General features: G+C 43.7%; 18 protein-coding genes and 1 pseudogene. 13 read left to right on the forward strand and 6 right to left on the reverse strand.

Annotated features, from left to right (window positions below; translation table 11 throughout):
• Window positions 1-377: AraC family ligand binding domain-containing protein (locus GBH70_RS14550; RefSeq protein WP_172968320.1), on the reverse strand; the 377-nt coding region annotated here is incomplete at its 3' end.
• A 160-nt stretch (window positions 378-537) separates the two neighbouring features.
• Here GBH70_RS14550 and GBH70_RS14555 point away from each other — a divergent pair.
• From GBH70_RS14555 to GBH70_RS14565, 3 genes and pseudogenes are all read left to right on the forward strand, one after another.
• A pseudogene (locus GBH70_RS14555) lies at window positions 538-1,821 on the forward strand (MFS transporter).
• A 38-nt stretch (window positions 1,822-1,859) separates the two neighbouring features.
• Complete coding sequence (rhaM, locus tag GBH70_RS14560) at window positions 1,860-2,174, forward strand: L-rhamnose mutarotase (RefSeq protein ID WP_151681705.1); 315 nt, start codon at window positions 1,860-1,862, stop codon at window positions 2,172-2,174.
• 41 nt (window positions 2,175-2,215) lie between these two features.
• Window positions 2,216-3,499 (forward strand): L-rhamnose isomerase, encoded by a 1,284-nt coding sequence (locus GBH70_RS14565; RefSeq protein WP_151681706.1) that lies wholly within the window; start codon window positions 2,216-2,218, stop codon window positions 3,497-3,499.
• Between the two features lie 212 nt (window positions 3,500-3,711).
• Here GBH70_RS14565 and GBH70_RS14570 read toward each other — a convergent pair whose 3' ends face one another.
• Entirely contained in the window at window positions 3,712-4,224 is a 513-nt protein-coding gene (locus GBH70_RS14570) for an antibiotic biosynthesis monooxygenase family protein (protein WP_151681707.1), read from the reverse strand.
• Between the two features lie 255 nt (window positions 4,225-4,479).
• Here GBH70_RS14570 and hemE point away from each other — a divergent pair, with 255 nt between their 5' ends.
• The 6 genes from hemE to GBH70_RS14600 all read left to right on the forward strand — a co-directional run bounded on the left by hemE (window position 4,480) and on the right by GBH70_RS14600 (window position 13,640).
• Window positions 4,480-5,532 carry a uroporphyrinogen decarboxylase gene (gene hemE / locus GBH70_RS14575; protein ID WP_253693964.1) on the forward strand — a complete coding sequence of 351 codons (1,053 nt, stop codon included), beginning with the start codon at window positions 4,480-4,482 and terminating at the stop codon, window positions 5,530-5,532.
• A 2-nt stretch (window positions 5,533-5,534) separates the two neighbouring features.
• Window positions 5,535-6,491 carry a ferrochelatase gene (hemH, locus tag GBH70_RS14580; protein ID WP_151681709.1) on the forward strand — a complete coding sequence of 319 codons (957 nt, stop codon included), beginning with the start codon at window positions 5,535-5,537 and terminating at the stop codon, window positions 6,489-6,491.
• Between the two features lie 84 nt (window positions 6,492-6,575).
• Window positions 6,576-8,006, forward strand: coding sequence for a protoporphyrinogen oxidase (gene hemY / locus GBH70_RS14585; protein WP_151681710.1), 1,431 nt, complete (start codon window positions 6,576-6,578; stop codon window positions 8,004-8,006).
• Window positions 8,007-8,233: 227 nt separating this feature from the next.
• Window positions 8,234-8,806 carry a TetR/AcrR family transcriptional regulator gene (locus GBH70_RS14590; RefSeq protein ID WP_151681720.1) on the forward strand — a complete coding sequence of 191 codons (573 nt, stop codon included), beginning with the start codon at window positions 8,234-8,236 and terminating at the stop codon, window positions 8,804-8,806.
• Window positions 8,807-8,844: 38 nt separating this feature from the next.
• Window positions 8,845-11,490, forward strand: a complete 2,646-nt coding sequence (locus GBH70_RS14595) for a YhgE/Pip domain-containing protein (protein WP_151681711.1) — start codon at window positions 8,845-8,847, stop codon at window positions 11,488-11,490.
• Between the two features lie 302 nt (window positions 11,491-11,792).
• A complete protein-coding gene (locus tag GBH70_RS14600) occupies window positions 11,793-13,640 on the forward strand; it encodes a beta-glucoside-specific PTS transporter subunit IIABC (protein WP_151681712.1) in 1,848 nt (615 codons plus the stop codon).
• Between the two features lie 118 nt (window positions 13,641-13,758).
• Here the strand turns inward: GBH70_RS14600 and GBH70_RS14605 are convergent, their stop codons facing one another.
• Window positions 13,759-14,517 (reverse strand): DeoR/GlpR family DNA-binding transcription regulator, encoded by a 759-nt coding sequence (locus GBH70_RS14605; protein ID WP_151681713.1) that lies wholly within the window; start codon window positions 14,515-14,517, stop codon window positions 13,759-13,761.
• Between the two features lie 213 nt (window positions 14,518-14,730).
• Here GBH70_RS14605 and rhaB point away from each other — a divergent pair, with 213 nt between their 5' ends.
• The 3 genes from rhaB (at window position 14,731) to fucO (ending at window position 18,329) form a co-directional block, all read left to right on the forward strand.
• A complete protein-coding gene (gene rhaB, locus GBH70_RS14610; protein WP_151681714.1) occupies window positions 14,731-16,191 on the forward strand; it encodes a rhamnulokinase in 1,461 nt (486 codons plus the stop codon).
• Between the two features lie 54 nt (window positions 16,192-16,245).
• Entirely contained in the window at window positions 16,246-17,073 is an 828-nt protein-coding gene (rhaD, locus tag GBH70_RS14615; protein WP_151681715.1) for a rhamnulose-1-phosphate aldolase, read from the forward strand.
• A 185-nt stretch (window positions 17,074-17,258) separates the two neighbouring features.
• Entirely contained in the window at window positions 17,259-18,329 is a 1,071-nt protein-coding gene (gene fucO, locus GBH70_RS14620; protein WP_302466630.1) for a lactaldehyde reductase, read from the forward strand.
• 432 nt (window positions 18,330-18,761) lie between these two features.
• On the opposite strand, the gene GBH70_RS14625 is transcribed toward fucO, so the two are convergent.
• Together GBH70_RS14625 and GBH70_RS14630 are read right to left on the reverse strand one after the other, a co-directional pair.
• A complete protein-coding gene (locus tag GBH70_RS14625) occupies window positions 18,762-19,730 on the reverse strand; it encodes a DMT family transporter (RefSeq protein ID WP_151681716.1) in 969 nt (322 codons plus the stop codon).
• A 291-nt stretch (window positions 19,731-20,021) separates the two neighbouring features.
• The gene (locus tag GBH70_RS14630) at window positions 20,022-20,585 is read right to left on the reverse strand and encodes an SCO family protein (protein WP_151681717.1); all 564 of its coding nucleotides are present in this window, start codon (window positions 20,583-20,585) and stop codon (window positions 20,022-20,024) included.
• 112 nt (window positions 20,586-20,697) lie between these two features.
• On the opposite strand from GBH70_RS14630, the gene GBH70_RS14635 reads away from it, so the two are divergent.
• Window positions 20,698-21,084: a FixH family protein gene (locus tag GBH70_RS14635; protein WP_151681718.1), complete on the forward strand. Its 387-nt coding sequence runs from the start codon at window positions 20,698-20,700 to the stop codon at window positions 21,082-21,084.
• A gap of 71 nt (window positions 21,085-21,155) precedes the next feature.
• Here the strand turns inward: GBH70_RS14635 and yhfH are convergent.
• Window positions 21,156-21,258, reverse strand: a 103-nt coding sequence (yhfH, locus tag GBH70_RS14640; RefSeq protein ID WP_151681719.1) for a protein YhfH, incomplete at its 5' end; no start/stop codon positions are given.

Here is a 21,258-nt window from a genome sequence, read left to right on the forward strand (position 1 = left end):
ATATTAATTAAAATATCTTTTTCGCCCAGTGCTTTTATTTCATGGGTTGTACCTACATCCATCAGCAATAAATCACCTTTATTTAGTGTTTCTTCATTCCCGTTAATAATTTGGATACACGAACCGGAAAACATGTAATTCATTTCAAAAAAGCCATGGGAGTGGGAAGGGTAATCTGCAAAGCGGTTATGCTTGCTAATATAAATATCTTTGTTAGCAAAAAAATACTGATCCAAAAATTTTACCTTCTCACCTTTTTGAATGGTTGAATATGACGGAATATCCTGAATATGGGTTGCGTTCAATTTTTGAAGTTTTTCGATTGGGGTCAATTCAAATAAATACTCCGATATTTTATTTAACTCTGTTTCTGGCATAAGCTCGTCTCCTGTATATTTGTTACAATCATCTGGTTCAATGACATTGTACCATATTTGCGTAAAGTGTTTAATAATAAATGTAATCGCTTACCAATAGCTTTAAATAATGATAAAGGAGGTAATCGTCTTGGAAAGTGCAAACAAAAATACGGTAGACATCAGTGAACCATCTTCCAGGAATTGGAAAGCAACAATAGCTGTTTCTTTAACAAATTATCTTGACTCGGGCAGTATTGTTGCTGGCGCAAGCGGATTAACGTTGTGGGCGAAAGATCTGAACTTAAGCAGTTTAGCTGTCGGTATACTGGGGGCTGTCAGCGCCAATGCATTTGGTTCTGCAATCGGGGCGCTATTCGGCGGGCGTTTGGCAGATAAATATGGGCGCAAGTTTATATACACGTATAATTTGCTCGTCTATATGCTAGGTGTTTTAATAATAATGTTTTCCATTAATTTTCCGATGCTTTTGGCCGGCTTTTTAATTACCGGTATTGCGGTAGGTGTCGGGGTACCGGCATCTTGGACGTATATTTCTGAGATATCAGATTCTACGAACCGCGCAAAACATATTGGTGTTTCGCAGTTTGCCTGGTCGTGCGGGCCTGCCATTATTTTCACTTTAGGTGTACTCTTATCCCCGCTTAGTTTAATGGGTAATAGGATTATCTTTGGATCACTCTTTGTAGTTGCCTTTATCGCTTGGAATCTCCAACGTAAATTAAATGAATCGGCTCTTTGGGAACAACAGCGCAAGATGGAGCAAGAAGCCACTGCAAAAGGAGCTAAAAAACGTCATCCATACAGAGAATTGTTTTCGAATGCCATCAATGTCAAAGCAGTTCTGTTTTTAGTTGGTGTATATATGTTTTGGAATTTGGTAGCAGGCGCAATGGGATTCTTTATGCCTTACGTTTATTCGACAGTCAAGGGACTAACCAATACGCAGGCAAACTTGCTTCAAGCTGTATTGTGGGTATTAACCGCTTTAGCCACATATTTCCTTTTCGTTCCGCTTGGTGATAGAGTTAATTAAAGAGCCTTATATTTTGCGGGTGCGGCATTAGCGGCATTGTCCTGGATCATTTTAACATTTGCAGGTATGAACTGGGTAGCACTTTGGGCCTTTGTAGCCACTTGGGGAATTTCCGCCGGAATTGGTGCACAAGCTTTCTACGCGCTTTGGGCAACAGAATTGTTTCCGACAAAATACCGCGGCGGGGCGCAAGGTGTCATGTTCTTTATCGTACGTGGAAGCGCTGGCATTTGGTCGATTATTTTCCCAACGATTTTGAACTCTTTAGGATTTAAAGTTGCCGGTACGGTAATGATCATCCTTTTAATAGTTTCACTGTTGATTGGTGTGATTTGGACACCAAATACAAGAGGAAAAACTTTACAACAAATTACTGAAGAACGCTACGGAAAATCCTTTGATTTGTAATAGATGTAAATTTGATACAAAATTGGAGGCTGAATTGAATGGTTAGATTAGGTTCAATTATGTATCTCAAAAAAGAATATTATGACGAATATAAAAAACGCCATGACCAGCTTTGGCCGGAAATGAAAGAAGCGTTAAAGGCGCATGGTGCTTCCAATTATTCTATCTTTCTCAATGAAGATAACGGTGAACTATTTGCATATGTGGAAGTAGAAGATCCGGAACTTTACGGCAAAATGGGAGAAACGGAAGCCTGCAAAAAATGGTGGGCATATATGGATCCATTAATGGAGACAAATCCGGACAACAGCCCGGTCACCAAGGAGTTAAAGGAAGTCTTTCATTTAGATTAAGAGAATTTGTTTAATTTTAATATAAAGTGAGGATGATCATAATGTTAAAAGAAAGCTTTGTAACAAAACATTACAAATTGGCAAAAGAACGGTATGCAGCTGTCGGTGTTGATACCGACAAAGTATTGCAGGATCTTCAAAACATAAAAATATCCCTTCATTGCTGGCAAGGAGATGATGTAGCCGGATTTATGCATCCTGGTCAAGCGTTAACTGGAGGAATTTCTGTAAGCGGTAACTATCCGGGCAAGGCCACGAATCCAACAGAGTTAAGGGCAGACTTGGATGAAGCACTCAGCCTGATACCTGGTAAGCATAAGGTAAACCTACATGCGATTTATACAGATACAGATGAAAAAGTAGATCTCGATACTATTGAACCACGCCATTTTTCATCCTGGGTCCAATGGGCAAAAGAGCACGGGCTTGGGCTCGATTTTAACCCTACTCTCTTTTCGCATCCAATGTCCGAAAGTGGTTTTACATTAAGCAGCCCGGATAAAACGGTCCGTGATTTTTGGATTGAACATTGCAAGCGCAGTCGTAAAATTTCGGAGTACTTTGGAAAAGAGCTTGGACAGCAATGTGTTAACAATATCTGGATTCCTGATGGGATGAAGGACAATCCGATTGATAAGATGGCGCCAAGAGAACGCTTAAAAGAAGCTTTGGATGAAATATTAAGTGAAAAAATTGACCAGAAATATACGATAGAAGCTGTAGAAGGGAAGTTGTTCGGAACAGGAGTTGAATCGTATACGGTTGGTTCCCATGAATTTTATATGCTTTATGCATTGACGCATGATTTGCTCTGGACAATAGATGCAGGCCATTTCCATCCAACAGAAGATGTGTCTGATAAATTTAGCGCCTATCTGCTGTTTGGAAAAGGATTGATGCTTCACGTCAGCAGGCCGGTTAGATGGGATAGCGACCATGTTGTGATCATGAACGATGAACTAATACGGATTACTCGTACGCTTGTTCGGGAAAATTTGCTGGATAAAGTAAACATTGGCCTGGATTTCTTTGACGCAACGATAAACAGGATTGCCGCATGGGTAATCGGAGCAAGAAATACGCTAAAAGCAATTATGATAGGAATGCTGGCACCGATTGATGAATTGAAAAAAGCGGAGCTTGAATTTGACTTTACAAAACGTTTAGCGTTAACAGAAGAACTAAAATCATTCCCATTTGGGGCAGTTTGGGACTATTTCTGCTTGAAAAACAATGTTCCTGTCGGAGAAGATTGGCTCGAAGAAGTCCGTAAATATGAAAATCGGATTCTGCCAGAAAGACAAGTTGATCAAACAGCACATTAAATCTTCCTTTGAAAAGGGAATTCAGGTCGGATAGCTTTCATTGTTACGGAAGCAAATTCAGAATTAAGCGTTTAGAGTGTAGTTTTTCCCTTGTGAAAAACTACACTTTTTCTATAGGGTATGATCACAGTACGGAATCGATAAAATAAAAGATAAAGTTTTTATGATCAACAAATCCCGGCTGCCGGTTCGGGCAAGCCGGGGTTTGTTGATCATGATGCTTCTTTATCCTGTGGCACAACATACTCTTTAGTAAATGCCGGGGCATTGTATGTGCTTTTGTTTGTGCCGATGTCGGTGAGATCGAGGCTGTGGACAAGCAAATAATCAATAGAGCGTTTCCATCTTCCAAAAGAATCTTCATCTTTCCACCCTGTAACCGCAATATAAGTGTCCCCTTTCACAGGGCGGAGAAGCCGGAATGCCGCGAAACCGGGCTTGTGTTCGATAACCGGGGTGTTTTTTTTGAAGTTGAATTCGTATACTGGTTTCCCTTCATCAGGAATAGGGAGATGGGTAAAAATAAAGAATATTCCGTCTCCTAAATCTCCGGCAGTGGCAGCCAGTTTATAATGTCTCGGTGTGGTGAAAACTGTTTTTCCTTCCGTTTCGTGCACTAACAGGGCATGTTCAGGGTTTTGCATGAGTACCATTTTCTCATTTGGGTATTTTTCTTTTATCTTTAATAAATAATCATAGGTGCCCGTTGTGATATAAATATTCATATCGATCACCCCTCTCTACTCTTAGTTTATACTATTCACTGCGGCCATTCAATGAAACATATGATAAAGTTCTGAATCTGCAAAATCGGACAGAATTCGGCAATTTTATGAAAGTTGGAAAGGCTTCCTACACATTTTTTGCCAAAAAGATTATAGTAAAAAATGGTTCCATGCATTTTTAGTTAAAATAGTTTTTATTTGAAAAGAATTATTTTAAAATGAATAGTGACTGTGTGGCATGAGGAGGATATGCATTTGAATAAAAAGATCAAAAACGATTCGCTATTAAAAGCAGCAAGAGGTGAAAAAACCGGCCACGTTCCGGTCTGGTATATGCGGCAGGCGGGAAGGTCGCAGCCGGAGTACCGAAAATTAAAAGAAAAATATTCTCTCTTTGATATCACGCACCAGCCGGAAATATGCGCATATGTGACGAGGCTCCCGGTGGAAAACTACGATGTGGATGCCGCAATTCTTTATAAAGATATCATGACCCCGCTCCCTGCCCTTGGTGTTGATGTAGAAATTCTGGCAGGAAAAGGGCCTGTCATACATAACCCGATTTCTTCTTTAAAGGATGTTGAAAAATTGGGGGAGCTCCAACCGGAAGAAGATATTCCATATGTTTTAAAGACGATTAAGCTTTTAACGGAGGAACAATTGACAGTTCCGCTGATCGGGTTTTCCGGCGCGCCATTTACTTTGTCAAGCTATATGATTGAAGGCGGCCCGTCGAAAGACTACAGAAAGACAAAAGCATTTATGTATACCGAGCCGAAAGCATGGTTTGCACTGATGGAAAAACTTGCCGACATGATCATAGTTTACGTAAAAGCGCAAATTAAAGCGGGGGCAAGCGCGATCCAGATTTTTGATTCATGGGTCGGTACCTTAAACGCGGAAGATTACCGCTTCTATATAAAACCAGTGATGGAGCGGATTTTTTCCGAACTGCGTGAAGAAAACGCTCCTTTGATTATGTTCGGCGTCGGGGCGAGCCATTTGGCGCTTGAATGGAACAGTCTGCCGCTTGATGTCGTTGGGCTTGACTGGCGGATGTCGATCGGACAGGCGCGCGCGCTCGGCGTGACGAAAGCCATCCAGGGAAATTTGGATCCAGCAGTGCTCTTGGCCCCGTGGGAAGTCATTGAACAGAAAGCGGCGGCCATTCTGGATGAAGGGATGAAGCATCCCGGCTATATTTTTAATCTCGGGCACGGTGTTTTTCCGGATGTCCGTCCGGAAACATTAAAAAGATTAACCGCATTTATTCATGAGTACAGCGAAAGAAAGAAACTGGAGGAATAATCATGACAAAGAAAAAAATCGGATTGCTCGTTATGGCGTACGGTACGCCATATAAAGAAGACGATATCGAACGGTACTATACCCATATCCGGCATGGCAGAAGGCCGACGGATGAGATGCTCGAAGACTTAAAGTACAGATATAAAGCGATCGGGGGGCTGTCTCCGCTTGCAAAAACGACAGAAAAGCAGGCTTATGCGCTTGAGGCGAGGCTGAACGGATTGCAGGACCAATTAGAATTTAAAGTGTATATCGGGTTAAAACATATCGAACCTTTTATTGAGGATACAGTTGCCAAAATGCACGAAGACGGTATTGAAGAATCCGTTTCCATCGTGCTTGCGCCGCATTATTCCGTATTCAGCGTCAAGTCGTATAATACAAGAGCGAAAGAAACGGCCGAAAAATTAGGCGGACCGGCTATCCATTCGATTGAAAGCTGGTATGATGAGCCGAAATTTATTCAATTTTGGGCAGACCAATTAAAGAAAACTTATGCTACAATGAGTGAAGAAGAGCGGGAAGCGTCATGCTTAATTGTATCGGCGCACAGTCTTCCTGAAAAAATTTTACAGTACGGCGACCCGTATCCGTACCAGATCCAAAAAACAGCGGAACTGATTGCGGAGGCGGCCGGCATCCAACATTATGCCATCGGCTGGCAGAGCGCCGGCAATACGCCGGATCCATGGCTCGGTCCGGATGTGCAGGATCTAACAAGGGATCTTTTCGAAAAGCATCATTATAAAGCTTTCGTTTATGCCCCGGTCGGATTTGTTGCCGAACATCTGGAAGTTTTATACGATAATGATTATGAGTGCAAAACCGTTTGCAAGGCGGTCGGTACAGCCTATTATCGTCCGGAAATGCCGAACGACAACCCGGCATTTATCGATGCATTGGCTGATGTTGTGCTGAAACAGGCTGAGAAATGGATGCATCCAGCCCGGAAATTTTAGTGCGATCCGCCCGTCATCATGACGGCTGCCTGGCGGCGGTTTACCATACATGATTCGACATTATTGCCAAAGAAGGTGCTGATGATGGCCGAGAACAGAAAAAAAATAGCCGTTCTTGGCGGAGGAATTACCGGCTTAACGGCTGCATATTATTTGCAGTATTTGATACAACACCAAAATCTGCCACTTGACGTGATTTTGCTGGAAAAGGGGCGCCGGCTTGGCGGAAAAATCCAGACAATCCGCAGGGACGGGTATATCGTCGAACGGGGTCCTGATTCTTTTTTAGCGAGAAAAAAAAGCGCCCTCCGGCTTGTGCAGGATCTCGGGCTGGAGTCTGAACTGGTTTCCAATGCGACAGGTAAATCTTATATTATTTTAAACCAGCAATTGCATCCGGTTCCAAAAGGCTCGGTAATGGGCATCCCGACGAAGCTCACGCCTTTTTTTGCGTCGGGGCTGTTTTCGGTTACCGGCAAAATCAGGGCGCTTGCCGATTTTGTCCTGCCGCGCAGAAAAATGGATAATGACCAGTCGATCGGCGATTTTGTACGTTACCGGCTCGGGGAAGAAGTGCTTGAAAATCTCGTTGAGCCGCTATTGTTCGGGGTTTACGCAGGAGATGTCGATGAACTGAGCGTACTCTCGACGCAGCCGCAGTTTTTCGAAGCTGTACGGAAACATCGCAGCCTTATCCTTGGCATGAAAAAAGAAACTTCTGGGTTTGCGGCTGATTCGAGGCCGACTCAAAAGAAAGGAGCTTTTTTTACCTTCAAGAACGGCCTTGAGACATTGGTGGAAGCCCTCGAGGAAAAAATCGGCGCTGATACCGTGATGAAAGGCGTCACGGTGGATACGGTCGAAAAGAATATAAATGAAGGCGGTTATACGATTGAGCTGACAAACGGCAGCCGTATTTCGGCGGATTATATTATATCGGGGTTGCCGCATTTTGCCTTGCCCCATATTTTTTCAAAGTATCCTTTTTTTGGACCGCTGCAAACGGTGCCGTCCACTTCGGTTGCCACGGTGTCCATGTCGTTTCCGGAAGCTGCGGTGAAAAAAGACATTGACGGGACAGGATTTGTTGTGGCGAGAAACAGCGACTATACCATTACCGCCTGCACCTGGACGCATAAAAAATGGCCGCACGCCGCACCACATGGGAAAGCTCTGCTGCGCTGCTATATCGGGCGCACGGCGGAAGCTGCGGTTGTGGATCTGGCGGATGACCGGATTCAAAAAATCGTCTTGGAAGACTTGGGCAAAATTATGGAAATTGCGGCAGAACCCGAGTTTACCATCGTTTCCCGCTGGAAATACGCCATGCCGCAATATACTGTTGGCCATAAAGACAGGATAGAAAAGATTTTAAAACAGGCAAAAAAAGAACTCCCGGGCATTTCGTTTGCTGGAAGTTCCTTTCATGGAATCGGCCTGCCTGACTGCATATCGCAAGGCAGGTCTGCAGTGGTAGAGATGCTTCGGTATTTCCAGTACCAAGAAGAATTTTAAAGTTCTTTATTATCGAATGCCCTTTTGTATATCGATCAGCAAGCTTTTAAAGTGGTGGGATGCTGTCTCGGCAAGAACCCGCCGCTTTTATTTTTTCGGCCGTGTATATTCCGTTTTATCGGGTTAAACATTCTTGATATAACAGCCGAAATATGGTAAAGTAACTTTTGTTATTAAAGTTGACCAAAAAACTATAATAGTCATATGGTTTTAAGGAGGTGGAAATGTTGGAAGTGGACCGCAGAATGCAAATTTTAAATGCCTCAACGAAAGCTTTTTCACAATACGGCTACAAAGCAACTACGATGGATCTCATTGCAAAAATGGCAAATGTAGGAAAAGGCACGATTTACAACTTTTTTCGGAACAAAGAGGAACTGTTTAATGAGATTATCTCGCGTTTAATTGATGAAATGCAGCAGGTCGCGGAAGAAGCGATGGATCAACAGGCTTCATTTTATGCCAATCTCCATTCCGCCCTGTTCAGCATCCTTGAGTTCCGGAGATCACACCAGCTGACGCTCAAGCTGTTTGAAGAACAAAAAGAAATGGGCACGCCGGCGGTCAATGAAATGATTGAAAAGATTGAGGAAAAAATTATCGCTTATATTAAGGAACTTCTAGAACGTGCAATAGGAGCCGGAAAAATCAAACCGTGCAACCCAGAACTAACCGCTTTCGTGATGTTCAAACTTTATGTCGCCATTATTTTCGATTGGGAAAAGCACCACGAATCTTTGACGAAAGAAGAAATTGCGGAAGTGTTTGAGCTGTATTTGTTAAAAGGGCTGCAAAACTGACACTCCAGGCAAACAAAAGTTCTAAAGGAGGTTTTCAGATGGACGGTTTATGGTTCGCGGAAATACGCAAGATTTTGCATTCGCCAAAAAGGTTAATTGAAACGGCTGCCATTATACTTGTGCCGATTTTGTACGCGGGCATGTTTATTTGGTCTTTTTGGGATCCTTATGGAAGCCTCGAAAAATTGCCAGTTGCCGTTGTCAATGAAGACAAAGGGGCAACAATGAACGGAGAACATTTGGCCCTTGGGGATAAGCTGGTTGATCATCTTAAGAAGAAAGACAGCCTTGATTTCCATTTTGTCAGCAAAGCAACGGCTGAAAAAGAAATGAAAAACAATAAATATTATATGATTATTGAGATTCCAGGGGATTTCTCAAAAAATGCAACAACCCTGCTTGATCAAAATCCGAAAAAATTGCAGTTAAATTATGTTCAAAACCAGGCCATGAATTATACTTCTTCTAAAATTGAAGAATCAGCGATGAATAAAATTAAGTCCAGCGTGGCGGAACAAGTCACCAAAACGTATGCCGAAGAAGTATTCAGCAAAATAAAAGATATGGCAAACGGATACAAAACTGCAAGCAAAGGGGCAAAAAATCTTTCAGAAGGAAGCGGGAAGCTGGAAGATGGCGCGGTCATTTTAAGAAAAGGGACGCAATCGCTGTTTAACGGCGCCATTGCCCTCAATAAAGGGATCGGCCGGGTGCACAGCGGCGCTTCCGATTTAAATCAGGGGGCTTTAAAATTATATGACGGCGCTCTTGACTTAAACGAAGGCGTAAGCCAGGCCAACAGTGGGGCGGTTGCCATGAAAAACAACCTGGCTAAACTCGCGGCCAGCTCGGTTACATTTTCGAACGGGCTTTCGGATGCAAAATCAGGCGCGGATCGGCTTGCGTCCGGATCAAAAAGCTTGGCATCGGGTTTAAATCAATTGTCTTCGGCAAGCGGACAATTATTGTCGGCTTCCAAGCAGCTGCAGTCAGGTGCGGACCAGGTTGCAAGCGGGAGTTCAGAACTCAAAGAAGGCATAAATGTAGCAAATCAAAATTTGCCAGCTATCATCAGCGTAACAGAAAAAGTACAGCAGGGATTTGCCCAGCTGCAAACGGCGCTGCCGGGGCAAATATCTTCTGCGGTAACAAGCCAAATGAACAGCAGTTTGGGCACGCTGGAAACACAACTCAGCGAGAATCTTGCTGAACAAATAGTCACTGAGCAACAACAGCAGGCACAGCAATTGCTGAGCCAACTGAAACAGGTTTTGCCGGAAAATGTATATCTTCAGGTAGCTTCCCAAGTGAAGAGCAATATTCCGGATAAGAAAACCGTGCAGGATGAAATCAGTAAAAATATTGCTTCTGTCATAAGTTCCGGACAGCAGCAGTCTGCCTCAAGCCTCGAGAGCCAGATCGCAGCGGCTATTGCACCAAAATTTAATCCATTAAACAACGGGCTTTCCAGCATTGCAAGCGGACAAAAGCAGCTGCAAACCGGCATCAGCCAGCTTTCAAAAGGGGTAGAAACGCTGAACTCCGGCGCAGAGAAGCTGGCAAGCGGGGAAAATGAATATGTGAAAAACGAAACAACATTTAACGAAAAGCTGCAAGAAGCAGCATCCGGTGCGGGCAGTATCCAATCCGGTGCAGCCGAGCTTGCATCGGGCCTCGGAAAGCTTGACAGCGGTTCCGGGCAGCTCGTCAACGGTACACAGCAATTGGCGGCCGGATCGGACGCGCTTGCTGACGGTACTGGGAAACTGGTGAGCGGATCAAATGCACTTGCCAATGGTACGAAATCGCTGGCGGACGGATCGAGTGTCCTGGTGAAAGGAACTTCCCAACTCCTGAATGGTTCCGGCAATTTGGCAAGCGGAAGCAAACAATTGAAAGACGGTGCGGCTAACCTGGCCTCCGGTACGGATCAATTAAATAATGGGGCCGACAAACTCAGCAGCAAATTGGGGGATGCAGCCGATCAGACAGGAAAACTCCACCCGACTGATGCAACTTACAATATGATGAGCAGTCCGGTCAATCTAAACCAGCATGCCTATACGAAAGTGCCAAACTACGGGACTGGCCTAGCGCCATATTTCCTTTCGCTCGGTTTGTTCGTCGGCGGATTATTATTGACCATTATTTACAATGTGAAAGATCCGGCTATCCTTCCAAAAAACGGTGTGACATGGTTCCTTGGAAAATTCGGCGTAATGGTATTGGTCGGCGTCCTGCAGTCGCTTTTGGCCGATTTCATTATTCTGGAACTGATAAAGGTACATGTGCAAAGTGTACCGCTGTTTATTGCCGCGACGATCGCGACAAGTTTGACCTTTATGGCGATCATCCATTTTCTGGTCGCTGCTTTTGCTAATCCGGGCCGGTACATTGCGGTCATTATCCTGATTTTACAATTAACGTCAAGTGCCGGAACCTTCCCGCTTGAGTTGATTCCAAAAGCGCTCCGGGCAGTCCATTATGCGGTGCCGATGACCTATTCGTTGCAAATGTTTAAAGCAGTCATTTCAAGCGGTGATTTCAGCTATATGTGGTATAATTTCTACATGCTTTCCATTTATTTTGCAAGCTTTGTATTCCTTTCGCTTCTTGTTTTTGTGGTGAGGTTCAAACGCTATAACGGCATGCTGGAAATGGAAGGATCAAACGACCCGATTTAATGAGAGATTGATAAAGTGATAGAAAAGCGGCGGGATGCCATTACGGCAATGCCTGCTGCTTTTTTTGTGTGAAAAAAAGTCCCGAAAGTGTGCAAAAAGACCTTTTTTCATGTAATGGTTGCGAGCAAGACGATTATGGATGTTATATTTGTTATTGAAGTTGTGAAAAAAATCACAAACTTAGTCATCCTTCCAAAATAATGTTCAATTTTTCACAAACTTGTCGTGAAAGGGCATACAATTTGTTTACCGGGGGCTTATAATAAAAATAAGAGGACAAATATTGGGAAAGGGTGAGAAGGATGGTTTATGAGCAATTGGCAAAGGAACTGGTGCAATTGGTCGGCGGTGAAGAGAATATCCAGGCTGTTGTCCACTGTGCGACAAGGCTGAGATTTAAGTTAAATGATCCCGCTAAGGCAAAAAAGGACGCAATTGAAGAACTGGACGATGTGATCGAGGTGGCATCGGGCGGCGGACGCTTCCAAATCGTGATTGGCGGCAATGTTGACGGGGTGTACAAAAAAATTTTAAAATTAATCCAAATCAGCCGTTCGGAAGGGAACTTATGGAATAGGATCATTGATACGGCCACTTCCATTTTTGTACCGTTTTTGGGCGTATTGGCAGGCGCAGGGATTTTAAAAGGGATTTTGCTGATTTGCGTTTCTTTACACTGGATTTCACAATCAAGCGGTACCTATGTGATTTGGTATGCGGCTTCAGACAGTTTGTTTTACTTTTTACCTATTTTGATAGCGATTACAAGCGCGCGAAAATTTGATGCCAATCCGTTCGTGGCGGTCTCGTTGGCCGGGGCAATGCTGTATCCTTCCATTACAGGGGCAGTTCAGGCAGGGAATGACTTCACTTTTCTTCATATCCCGGTCGTATTTGTGAATTACTCCACAAGTGTTGTTCCGATCCTGCTTTCGGTATGGAGCATGAGTGTATTAGAAAAATTTTTAAACCGTCATATCCCGGCATCAGTAAAAAATTTTATGGTGCCGCTGCTATTGTTGATGGTCATGGTTCCTTCCGTTCTGCTTTTATTTGGCACGATTGGCAATGGGATCGGCAAAGCTTTGACGGAAGGGTACCTCTATATCTATCACGGGAGCGCATTATTGGCAGGCGCAATGATCGGCGCATTTTGGCAGATGTTTGCCATTTTCGGCGTGCACTGGGAATTTGTGCCGGTTTCATTAAATAATATTGCTGTTTTTCACCGGGATACATTGACTGCGCTTATTGCACCGGCCGTATTGGCACAGGCGGGCGCAGCTTTGGGTGTGTTTTTGAAAACGGAAAAGGCCGAGGTGAAAGCAATTGCCGGACCAGCAGCGCTTTCAGGTTTTTTTGGCATTACAGAGCCTGCCGTCTTCGGGGTTACGCTGCGCTTTAAAAAACCGTTTGTTATTGGGGCAGCTGCAGGCGCAATCGGCGGGGCAATTACCGGTGTTGCAGGCAGCGCCGCAAATACGAGCATGCTACCGGGCCTTGCGACATTACCTGCGTTTTATGGAAAAGGGTTTTCGGGATTTTTGATCGGAACTTTGGCCGCTTTTATTCTGGCTATGATCTTAACTTATTTTTTTGGTTATAAAGACGCATCGGAAGAAAAGTTGGAAGAACCGGCCATTATTGAAGGAATCCAGCTGGGGAATCCGGAAGAAAAACCCGCTCCGTACGAGGAAAGGGAAGTCATCGCAAGCCCGTTAAAAGGGGAAACGATCCCGCTCGAACAAGTCAGTGACCCTGCATTTGCGTCGGGGATGCTCGGCAAAGGGCTTTGCATTAAACCTTCAGTCGGTAAGCTGTACGCCCCGATCAGCGGAACTGTTACAACGGTTTTCCCAAGCGGCCATGCGATCGGCATTACATCAAAAGGCGGCGCCGAAATCCTGATCCATATCGGAATTGATACCGTCCAACTCGAAGGCAAGTATTACCATGTCCATGTGAAAAAAGGCCAGACAGTTGAAAAAGGTGAACTTTTAATTGAATTTGAGATTAACAAAATCCGGGAAGCCGGATACGATTTAACTTCACCGATCGTCATTACCAACTCGGATATTTATTTGGATGTGCTGGAAACCGATAAAAAAAGCGTTGATGTCAATGACCGGTTGATTACGATTGTGGTGTGAAGAAACAGGAGTAAAGCCCCAAATGTCTGGATTTTGCTCCCTGTTTTAAGCTCTTTGTTTTCGTCAAATTTGCCATAAAGGAATTGATTTTCATGATATAGCAGAAAATAGAGCGATGCTAAAAAATAATATCCACCTGCTGCTCTTTGAAATAACGGAGCCACTCATTGCTTGGTTTCTCGTCTGTTACCACAAAATCAACAGCAGAAACATCAACAAAATTTACAAAAGCAATTTTGTCAAATTTGGTGTGGTCCGCCAGCAGGATGACTTTGCTTGCCTGCTGGAGCATTTGCTTTTTTACGTTGCTTTCTGCTTCATTTGAATCGGTAATGCCGTGGGTCATGGAAATCCCTTTGCAGCTGAATAGAGCAACATCAACATTATAATGACGTACTGCATTTTCGGCGAGGGACCCGACAAGGGAATTGGACCTCTTTCGTAAAGTTCCGCCTGTGGAGATTAAATTAATATTTGACTGGGAAAGTTCGCTTAAAGCAATGGCCGAATTCGTTAAGACAACCAGCCCTTCCTTTGAATGGTTCAGTTCTTTTAACCCTTCCAGCACGGTGGAACTGGCGTCAGCAACAACCGTATTCCCGTCTGAAATAAGCGGATGCAATTTGCCGGCGATGTTTTGTTTTGCTTCTATATTGGCGGTAAATCTTGTCTGGTATGGCAAATCTTCATTGGTGTGGAGATTCAACACGGCTCCTCCATATGTCCTGCTTACAATTCCCTCTTTCTCCAGTTTCTCAAGGTCACGCCTGATTGTTTCCTCTGTCACTTGAAACTCTTTTGCCAAGTTGGCAACATAAACTTTTTTTTCTCTATAAAGTGTATTAAGAATCTTATCCCTGCGTTCAAAAGCTAACATATCCACTACTCCATTCAAACCGTTTGAAGATACGATAAATTTGTATAAGTAATTTTAGCAAAAATCATCCCAATACTAAAGAAAAATAATCCAACAAAAAACAAAAAAATATCAAATTTAATTATTTGTTTTATATTGATTTCTGGTAGATTAAGAGTTAATATGATGTTGAATAAGGAAGGGATTTCATTGGATAAAAGGAAGGTGGACTCGGTGAGTTACATCGCAGTCGATATCGGGGCATCAAGCGGCCGGCTCATTTTGGGAGAAATCAATAATGGAAAATTAGAAATGCAAGAAATCAGCCGTTTTGCAAATGGATTTACAAATCAAAACGGCACAAGCTTTTGGGATGTAGACCATCTGCTAAACCAAATATTATTAGGGTTGCAAAAAGCCAAATCAATGGGATATGAACATTGTACAGTAGGGATAGATACTTGGGCAGTAGATTATGTTTTAGTCGGCAGCAATGGAAAGCGGTTACGTGAAGCGGTTTCCTATCGTGATGCGCGGACGAAACAAACGATTCAAAAAATGGAAAAATTCATTCCGAAAAAAACCATTTATGAAAAAACCGGCATACAATTTCAACCGTTTAATACGATTTACCAATTATACGAAGAAGACAAAAAACTTTTGGATGAAACGGACAAAATTTTATTGATTCCTGACTACTTAGGTTATTGTTTAACAGGGGTTGCGGTAACGGAAGAAACAAACGGTTCAACAACCCAGTTATTGAATATCCACAAACATGATTTTGATGAAGAACTGTTAGGTTTGATCGGTGTAAAAAAATCACAGTTTGCAAAATTAACTGAACCTGGGACCATTCTTGGTCTGCTAAAAAAAGACTGGTTTCCTGAATTTGATTTACCGGATGCCGAGATTGTAACAGTTGCAACTCATGATACCGCTTCAGCTGTAGTCGGCACGCCTGGCGAAGGGGAGAACTGGGCGTATCTAAGCAGCGGAACGTGGTCGCTGCTTGGGATAGAAACGGATATCCCGGTTGTCAGCCGGCAGGCACTCGAAGAAAATTATACGAATGAATGGGGCGCTTTTAAAACGATCCGCTTCTTAAAGAATATTATGGGCATGTGGCTCATTCAGGAAGTAAGGAGAATTTTGCCGAAAAATTATACATTCCCTGAGTTTGTGGAAGAAGCAAAAAAAGTTAGTGGATTTAAGCAAGTTGTCAATTTTAATGATGAGCGTTTTTTAAACCCGGAAAATATGGTCGAAGAAATCCAACAATACTGCAGGGAAACAAACCAGGTAGTTCCGGAATCCGCAGGTGAACTTGCCAATTGTATTTATAATAACCTTGCGATTCTGTATTCAATCGCGCTTGACGAGCTTGAACAAATTACCGGAAATAAGATTGACAGGCTGCATATTGTTGGAGGCGGTTCTAACAATGAGTGGCTGAACCAGTTGACTGCCGATTTAAGCGGGAGAAACGTTTATGCAGGGCCGGGCGAAGCCACCGCTGTCGGAAATCTTCTCATGCAGATGATTGCCACTGGGCGATTAAAAGATTTAAAAGAAGCTAGGGCGCTTGTTAGAGAATCAATTGATCTTAAAATGTATCGCCCAAAGGTTATTGACCGGAAAACAATTGTTCTGAAATACAAAAAGGCTGTTAATAGCATGATGGCAGCAAAATAAACTTTATCAGGCAATAAAATTATGAAAAATCAAAATGAAATCAGGTGTATGAAAATGGCATTACAATTGGATATTTTATCATCAGGTTTTGTACAAGAAATGATGAAAACGACCGCCAATCTGTACCGGCTTGGCTGGGATGAACGGAACGGCGGAAATATCAGCTATCTTTTAAAAGAAGAAGAAGTTGCGCCGTATCTCGACTTAAACGCTGTCATCCGGACGATCCCGGTGAAGTTTGACGCAAGTGCGCTTGCAGGGAAATACTTTATTGTAACCGGGTCGGGCAAATATTTTAAAAATGTGATCGATGCTCCTGCAGTGAACCTCGGGGTGATCCGGGTGGCGCAGGACGGGAAAAATGTCGAGTTGCTTTGGGGGCTGGAAGGAGGCGGGGTGCCGACAAGCGAGCTGCCGGCGCACTTTATGACCCATATTGCAAGGCTTGCAGTGGATCCGGAACAAAGGATTGTCATCCACACACATGCGACGCACCTTTTGGCGATGACATTCACGCATCCGCTCGATGAAAAAGCTTTTACACGTACGCTTTGGCAAATGTGCACGGAATGTCTCGTCGTTTTCCCTGAAGGGGTCGGGATTATTCCTTGGATTGTTCCGGGCACAAACGAAATCGGCGAAGCCACTGCAGCCAAAATGCACGACTGCCGTCTCGTCATCTGGCCGCATCACGGCATTTACGGAGCCGGCCGCGACATGGATGAAACATTCGGACTGATTGAAACGGCCGAGAAAGCGGCACAGGTTTACACTTATGTACAGGCGCAGGGCGGTGTGAAACAAACGATTACCGACCGGCAGTTGAAAGACTTGGCAGATGCGTTTGGCGTCGCGCCAAGGGCAGGTTTTCTCGAAGTGTAATATGAAATAGAATGGCACGAACTGCTCCGTGCCATTCTCTACCCAAATACATGTGAATTCATTCACGAGGAGGAAAAAGAAAATGGCAAACAGAATCATCTTAAACGAAACATCTTACCACGGTGCGGGGGCAATCGGGCATATTCCGGAAGAAGTGAAAAAAAAGAGGGTACAAAAAAGCGCTGATTGTCACCGATGCAGATCTCGTCAAATTCGGGGTCGTGAAAAAAATTACCTATCTGCTCGATGAAAACGGGCTTACCTACGAAATTTTCGACCGAACGGTGCCGAATCCGACTATTGCGGTTGTAAAAGCAGGCGTGGAAGCATACAAAAAAGCGGGAGCGGATTATATCATCGCAATCGGCGGCGGTTCTCCGATCGATACTTCAAAAGGAATCGACATCATTATCACAAACCTGGAACATGCCGATGTGTTGAGCCTTGAAGGCGATCCGGGCACGAAAAATCCTTCGGCGCCGATCTTGGCCGTCCCGACCACTTCCGGCACCGCCGCGGAAGTTACGATTAACTACGTCATCACAGATGAAAATAACCACCGCAAATTCGTCTGCGTTGATGCGCACGATATTCCGGTTGTGGCGTTTGTGGACAGCGATATGATGATGTCGATGCCAAAAGGCTTGTGCGCATCAACCGGCATGGACGCCTTGACGCATGCGATCGAAGGCTATATTACAAAAGGCGCATGGGAACTGACAGATATGATGCACATTAAAGCGATCGAAATCATCGGCCGTTCGCTGCGCGCGTCGGTTACAGGGGATAAAAAAGCCCGCGAAGACATGGCGCTCGCCCAATATATTGCCGGCATGGGCTTCTCGAATGTCGGGCTCGGCCTCGTCCACGGCATGGCGCACCCGCTCAGTGCCTGGTACAATGCGCCGCACGGAGTTGCCTGTGCCACTTTACTGCCGACGATTTTAAAATACAACGCGGCATATACCGGTGAAAAATACAGAGACATTGCCAAAGCCCTCGGTGTAAAAGGCGTAGAATCGATGAGCCTTGAGGAAGCAAAGGAAGCGGCAGTCGAAGCCGTTGCTTGGCTTGGAAAAGACATCGGCATCCCGCAGTCGCTCGATGAACTCGGCGTCAAGAAAGAAGATATCCCGAACATTACAAAAGACGCATTCGCAGATGTTTGCACGGGCGGAAACCCGCGGGATACAAGCGTGGAAGAAATTGAAGCGTTGTACAAATCATTGCTGCATGGCTCTGTTGTCACAGCATGATGCTGATAAAGGAATGGGTCCCTTGAAAAAGATGGGGGCCCATTCTTTTCTTTTATAACATATGAAAAATTCGCTTTCATCGTGATTATCTCTGATAATATAAATGTGCGGCTGCTTCCATTTCCAATATTCGCGGGTATCATTTTTGACAAAAGTTTGTTATGCGTTGTTCGTTTTTATAAATCATTCTTGTTGTTGACTAGGTCATCATTTTCGTATCACAACCATCAAATATCAAGTTTTTTACTTAAAATTTCATACCGTCCCCGGTATTTTTGGCAGCAATCGTTCCATTTATTTTATTCAGGATATAACAGAGATGAAATGCACTTATTTAAAAAAAGCAGCGAGCTTAGATTGTTGACAGCTCACTGCTTTTTTCAACCACCCTTTATTTCGACTGGAAAATTTCTGGCTTCACTTTGATCATTCTTACCTGCTTTTCGCCCGGCTGATACTGAGCTCCGGCTGTTTGCATGCGGCAGGGAACAAGGTCAGCAACGAACCGGCAACAATCAGGATGATTCCTGCGGCAATAGCCGGTGTAATGGGTTCTTTTAAGAAAATCAAGGCAAGAATCGGTGCCAGTGCAGGTTTAATAAAGAACACCATCGATGCTATGGATGCGCTCGTTTCGTCCATGGCAAGGAAATAAAATGCAAATCCAAGCCCTGTTACAAAAATGCCGATATAAATCAGGATCGGTAGCGTGCTCCACGTAATATCGTGGAATACCGGCACATTCGCAAATACGTCAAGGCCGAAACTTCTGAGCCAGCCGGCAACAGAGCCGATTTTAGAAACCAAAACCAACACAAGCGTTTCAATGCTTCCAGTGAAAAAGCTCAGGCAGGTTAAAATGACTCCGTCACAATTAAACTGCTGGCTGCCTTTTCTTCCGACAACGCTGTAGAGGGCAAAAGTTACAGCCGAAAGAAGCGCATATGTGATGCCAAACGGGCTCTGAAGCTCCAATGGATTAACAATACATAAGATACCTGCCAGGCTGATTGCCAATGCCGCCAAAGTCCGTTTTGTAAGCTGTTCTTTTAAAAGGAAATGCGCGAGTGGAATGACAAAAAGCGGATTGCAGCTGAATAATATTGCAACGGTTGACGCTTTTGTATAAACAATCGCCAATTGGTAAAACGTCATGCTGATGACAACGCAGAGAAAACCTGTAACAACAAAAAACATGAAGTTTTCTTTTGTGAGTTTAAAGTTGTTTTTCTTCATATGCTGAACCGCTAAAGGCGATAAGATAACAGCACCAATAAAAAAGCGCAACAAGTTCAATTGGACCGGATTGAATGTACCGGCAACCAATTTAATGGCGATTTCCATCGTGCTGAACAACACAGCTGACAAAATAATGTACAAATACCCTTTTTTCATTCCCATTACCTCGATGTTGTTAGATTGATAGTTACCCGGTCATCTGATGATAAGTCAAATAGGCGAGACTGGTTTCCCATATTTTTTACAAACTGCAACAATTTTTATTATAGCGCAGCCATTTTAATAAGAAAAAGAACGGTTATGTGAACATATGAACTTATACGCTTTTGCTTGCCGATAAATCCGTTTACTTTGCCTTATTGCGAAATGATTCTCCTGATTTCAGGAGTTTTCTCGATATTTCAATATACGAAATAAAAACTTGCCAAGGATTAAAAAATAAAAAGGGGCGAGTCACCGCAGCCCCTTTATATCTTTTAAAATCTCCTGTGCATCAAAGTCCTCATTCCCGTCGTAATCTTTCGCGAGCTCGCCGTTTTTGTTGACCAGGTAAAAGCGGGTGCCGTGGACAATCTGGTCGTTCCCGTCCGATTTGGCGACCGGATTTTTAAAGTTTTTCATCGCAAATTGCTCAATTTTTTTCTGAGAGTAGCCGGTAAGGAAATTCCATATCGAAAAATCACTGTTAAAATTTTTGCCAAATTGTTTCAGCTTTTCAGGTGTATCCACTTCTGGATCAACGCTGAATGAGACAAGTTCCACATCTTTATAACCCGCTTTTTTTATCGCATCCTGCAGTTCACTCATATGCATTGTCATCGGCGGGCAAACGGTTTTGCAACTCGTGAAAATAAAGTCGGCTACCCACACTTTTCCTTTTAAATCATTCAAGCCAAATTTTTTCCCGTCCTGGTTTGCAAATCGGAAATTATCGACCGGATCCCCTTTTGACGCACACGAAACCAATGTCGGAAGCAACAGCGCAAGCAAAAGGCAAACGGCAAAACTTCTTTTCAATCGAATTCCCCCTCAAATGGTCCTTTACGAATGTAAGCGTTTTTGGTTAAGATCATTATAACATGTATTTTTTTATGAAACTTGCAAATAGAAAAAAGAGGGGATGGAAAAGATGGGGAGAGGCTGGCGTACGGCGTTATTGGCAGTGGCATTGGCAATTGCCCTTGCCGCGTGTGGAAAACAGCAGGAAACCGCAACGGTCAAACCAGTACAAGTGAGGTTAGTTGTGCCTAAACAAGTGGAAGCCGATGCAAGCATTCCGTTAAAAGCGGTTGTGACACAAGGAAAAGAAAAAGTAAACGATGCCGATGAAGTGATGTTTGAAATTTGGCGGGACGGGGAGGAAAAAAACAGCCAAATGCTGAAAGCGCACAATGGGAAAAACGGCATCTATACCGCAAAAATGCAAATAAAAAGGGCCGGCACTTATACAGTACAGGTCCATGTAACAGCACGGAATATGCATGTGATGCCAAAAACGAAAATAGCAGTAAAATAAAAGCAATCGGGCAGCTTTTTTCAGGTTTTCTGTAATTTTTGCGGGAGCCAGGTTTAAAGCGCCCTTATTTTTTATTCATGGCTTTTAACATGCCGGCAGTTGCAGCTAGTATTGCCGTAGCATTCGGATTGCTCCTCGATTTTTTCGCCGCATTCCACACAATATTTGTTAGGA

The sequence above is a fragment of the Weizmannia acidilactici genome (assembly GCF_008974225.1).
GTDB classification, from domain to species: domain Bacteria; phylum Bacillota; class Bacilli; order Bacillales; family Bacillaceae_C; genus Weizmannia; species Weizmannia acidilactici.

Excerpts from the sequence above, each read along its gene's own strand:
- rhaM (WP_151681705.1), top strand. The coding sequence starts at position 1,860 with ATGGTTAGATTAGGTTCAATTATGTATCTCAAAAAAGAATATTATGAC.
- GBH70_RS14565 (WP_151681706.1), top strand. The coding sequence starts at position 2,216 with ATGTTAAAAGAAAGCTTTGTAACAAAACATTACAAATTGGCAAAAGAA.
- GBH70_RS14570 (WP_151681707.1), bottom strand. The coding sequence starts at position 4,224 with ATGAATATTTATATCACAACGGGCACCTATGATTATTTATTAAAGATA.
- hemH (WP_151681709.1), top strand. The coding sequence starts at position 5,535 with ATGACAAAGAAAAAAATCGGATTGCTCGTTATGGCGTACGGTACGCCA.
- hemY (WP_151681710.1), top strand. The coding sequence starts at position 6,576 with ATGGCCGAGAACAGAAAAAAAATAGCCGTTCTTGGCGGAGGAATTACC.
- GBH70_RS14595 (WP_151681711.1), top strand. The coding sequence starts at position 8,845 with ATGGACGGTTTATGGTTCGCGGAAATACGCAAGATTTTGCATTCGCCA.
- GBH70_RS14600 (WP_151681712.1), top strand. The coding sequence starts at position 11,793 with ATGGTTTATGAGCAATTGGCAAAGGAACTGGTGCAATTGGTCGGCGGT.
- GBH70_RS14605 (WP_151681713.1), bottom strand. The coding sequence starts at position 14,517 with ATGTTAGCTTTTGAACGCAGGGATAAGATTCTTAATACACTTTATAGA.
- rhaD (WP_151681715.1), top strand. The coding sequence starts at position 16,246 with ATGGCATTACAATTGGATATTTTATCATCAGGTTTTGTACAAGAAATG.
- GBH70_RS14625 (WP_151681716.1), bottom strand. The coding sequence starts at position 19,730 with ATGGGAATGAAAAAAGGGTATTTGTACATTATTTTGTCAGCTGTGTTG.
- GBH70_RS14635 (WP_151681718.1), top strand. The coding sequence starts at position 20,698 with ATGGGGAGAGGCTGGCGTACGGCGTTATTGGCAGTGGCATTGGCAATT.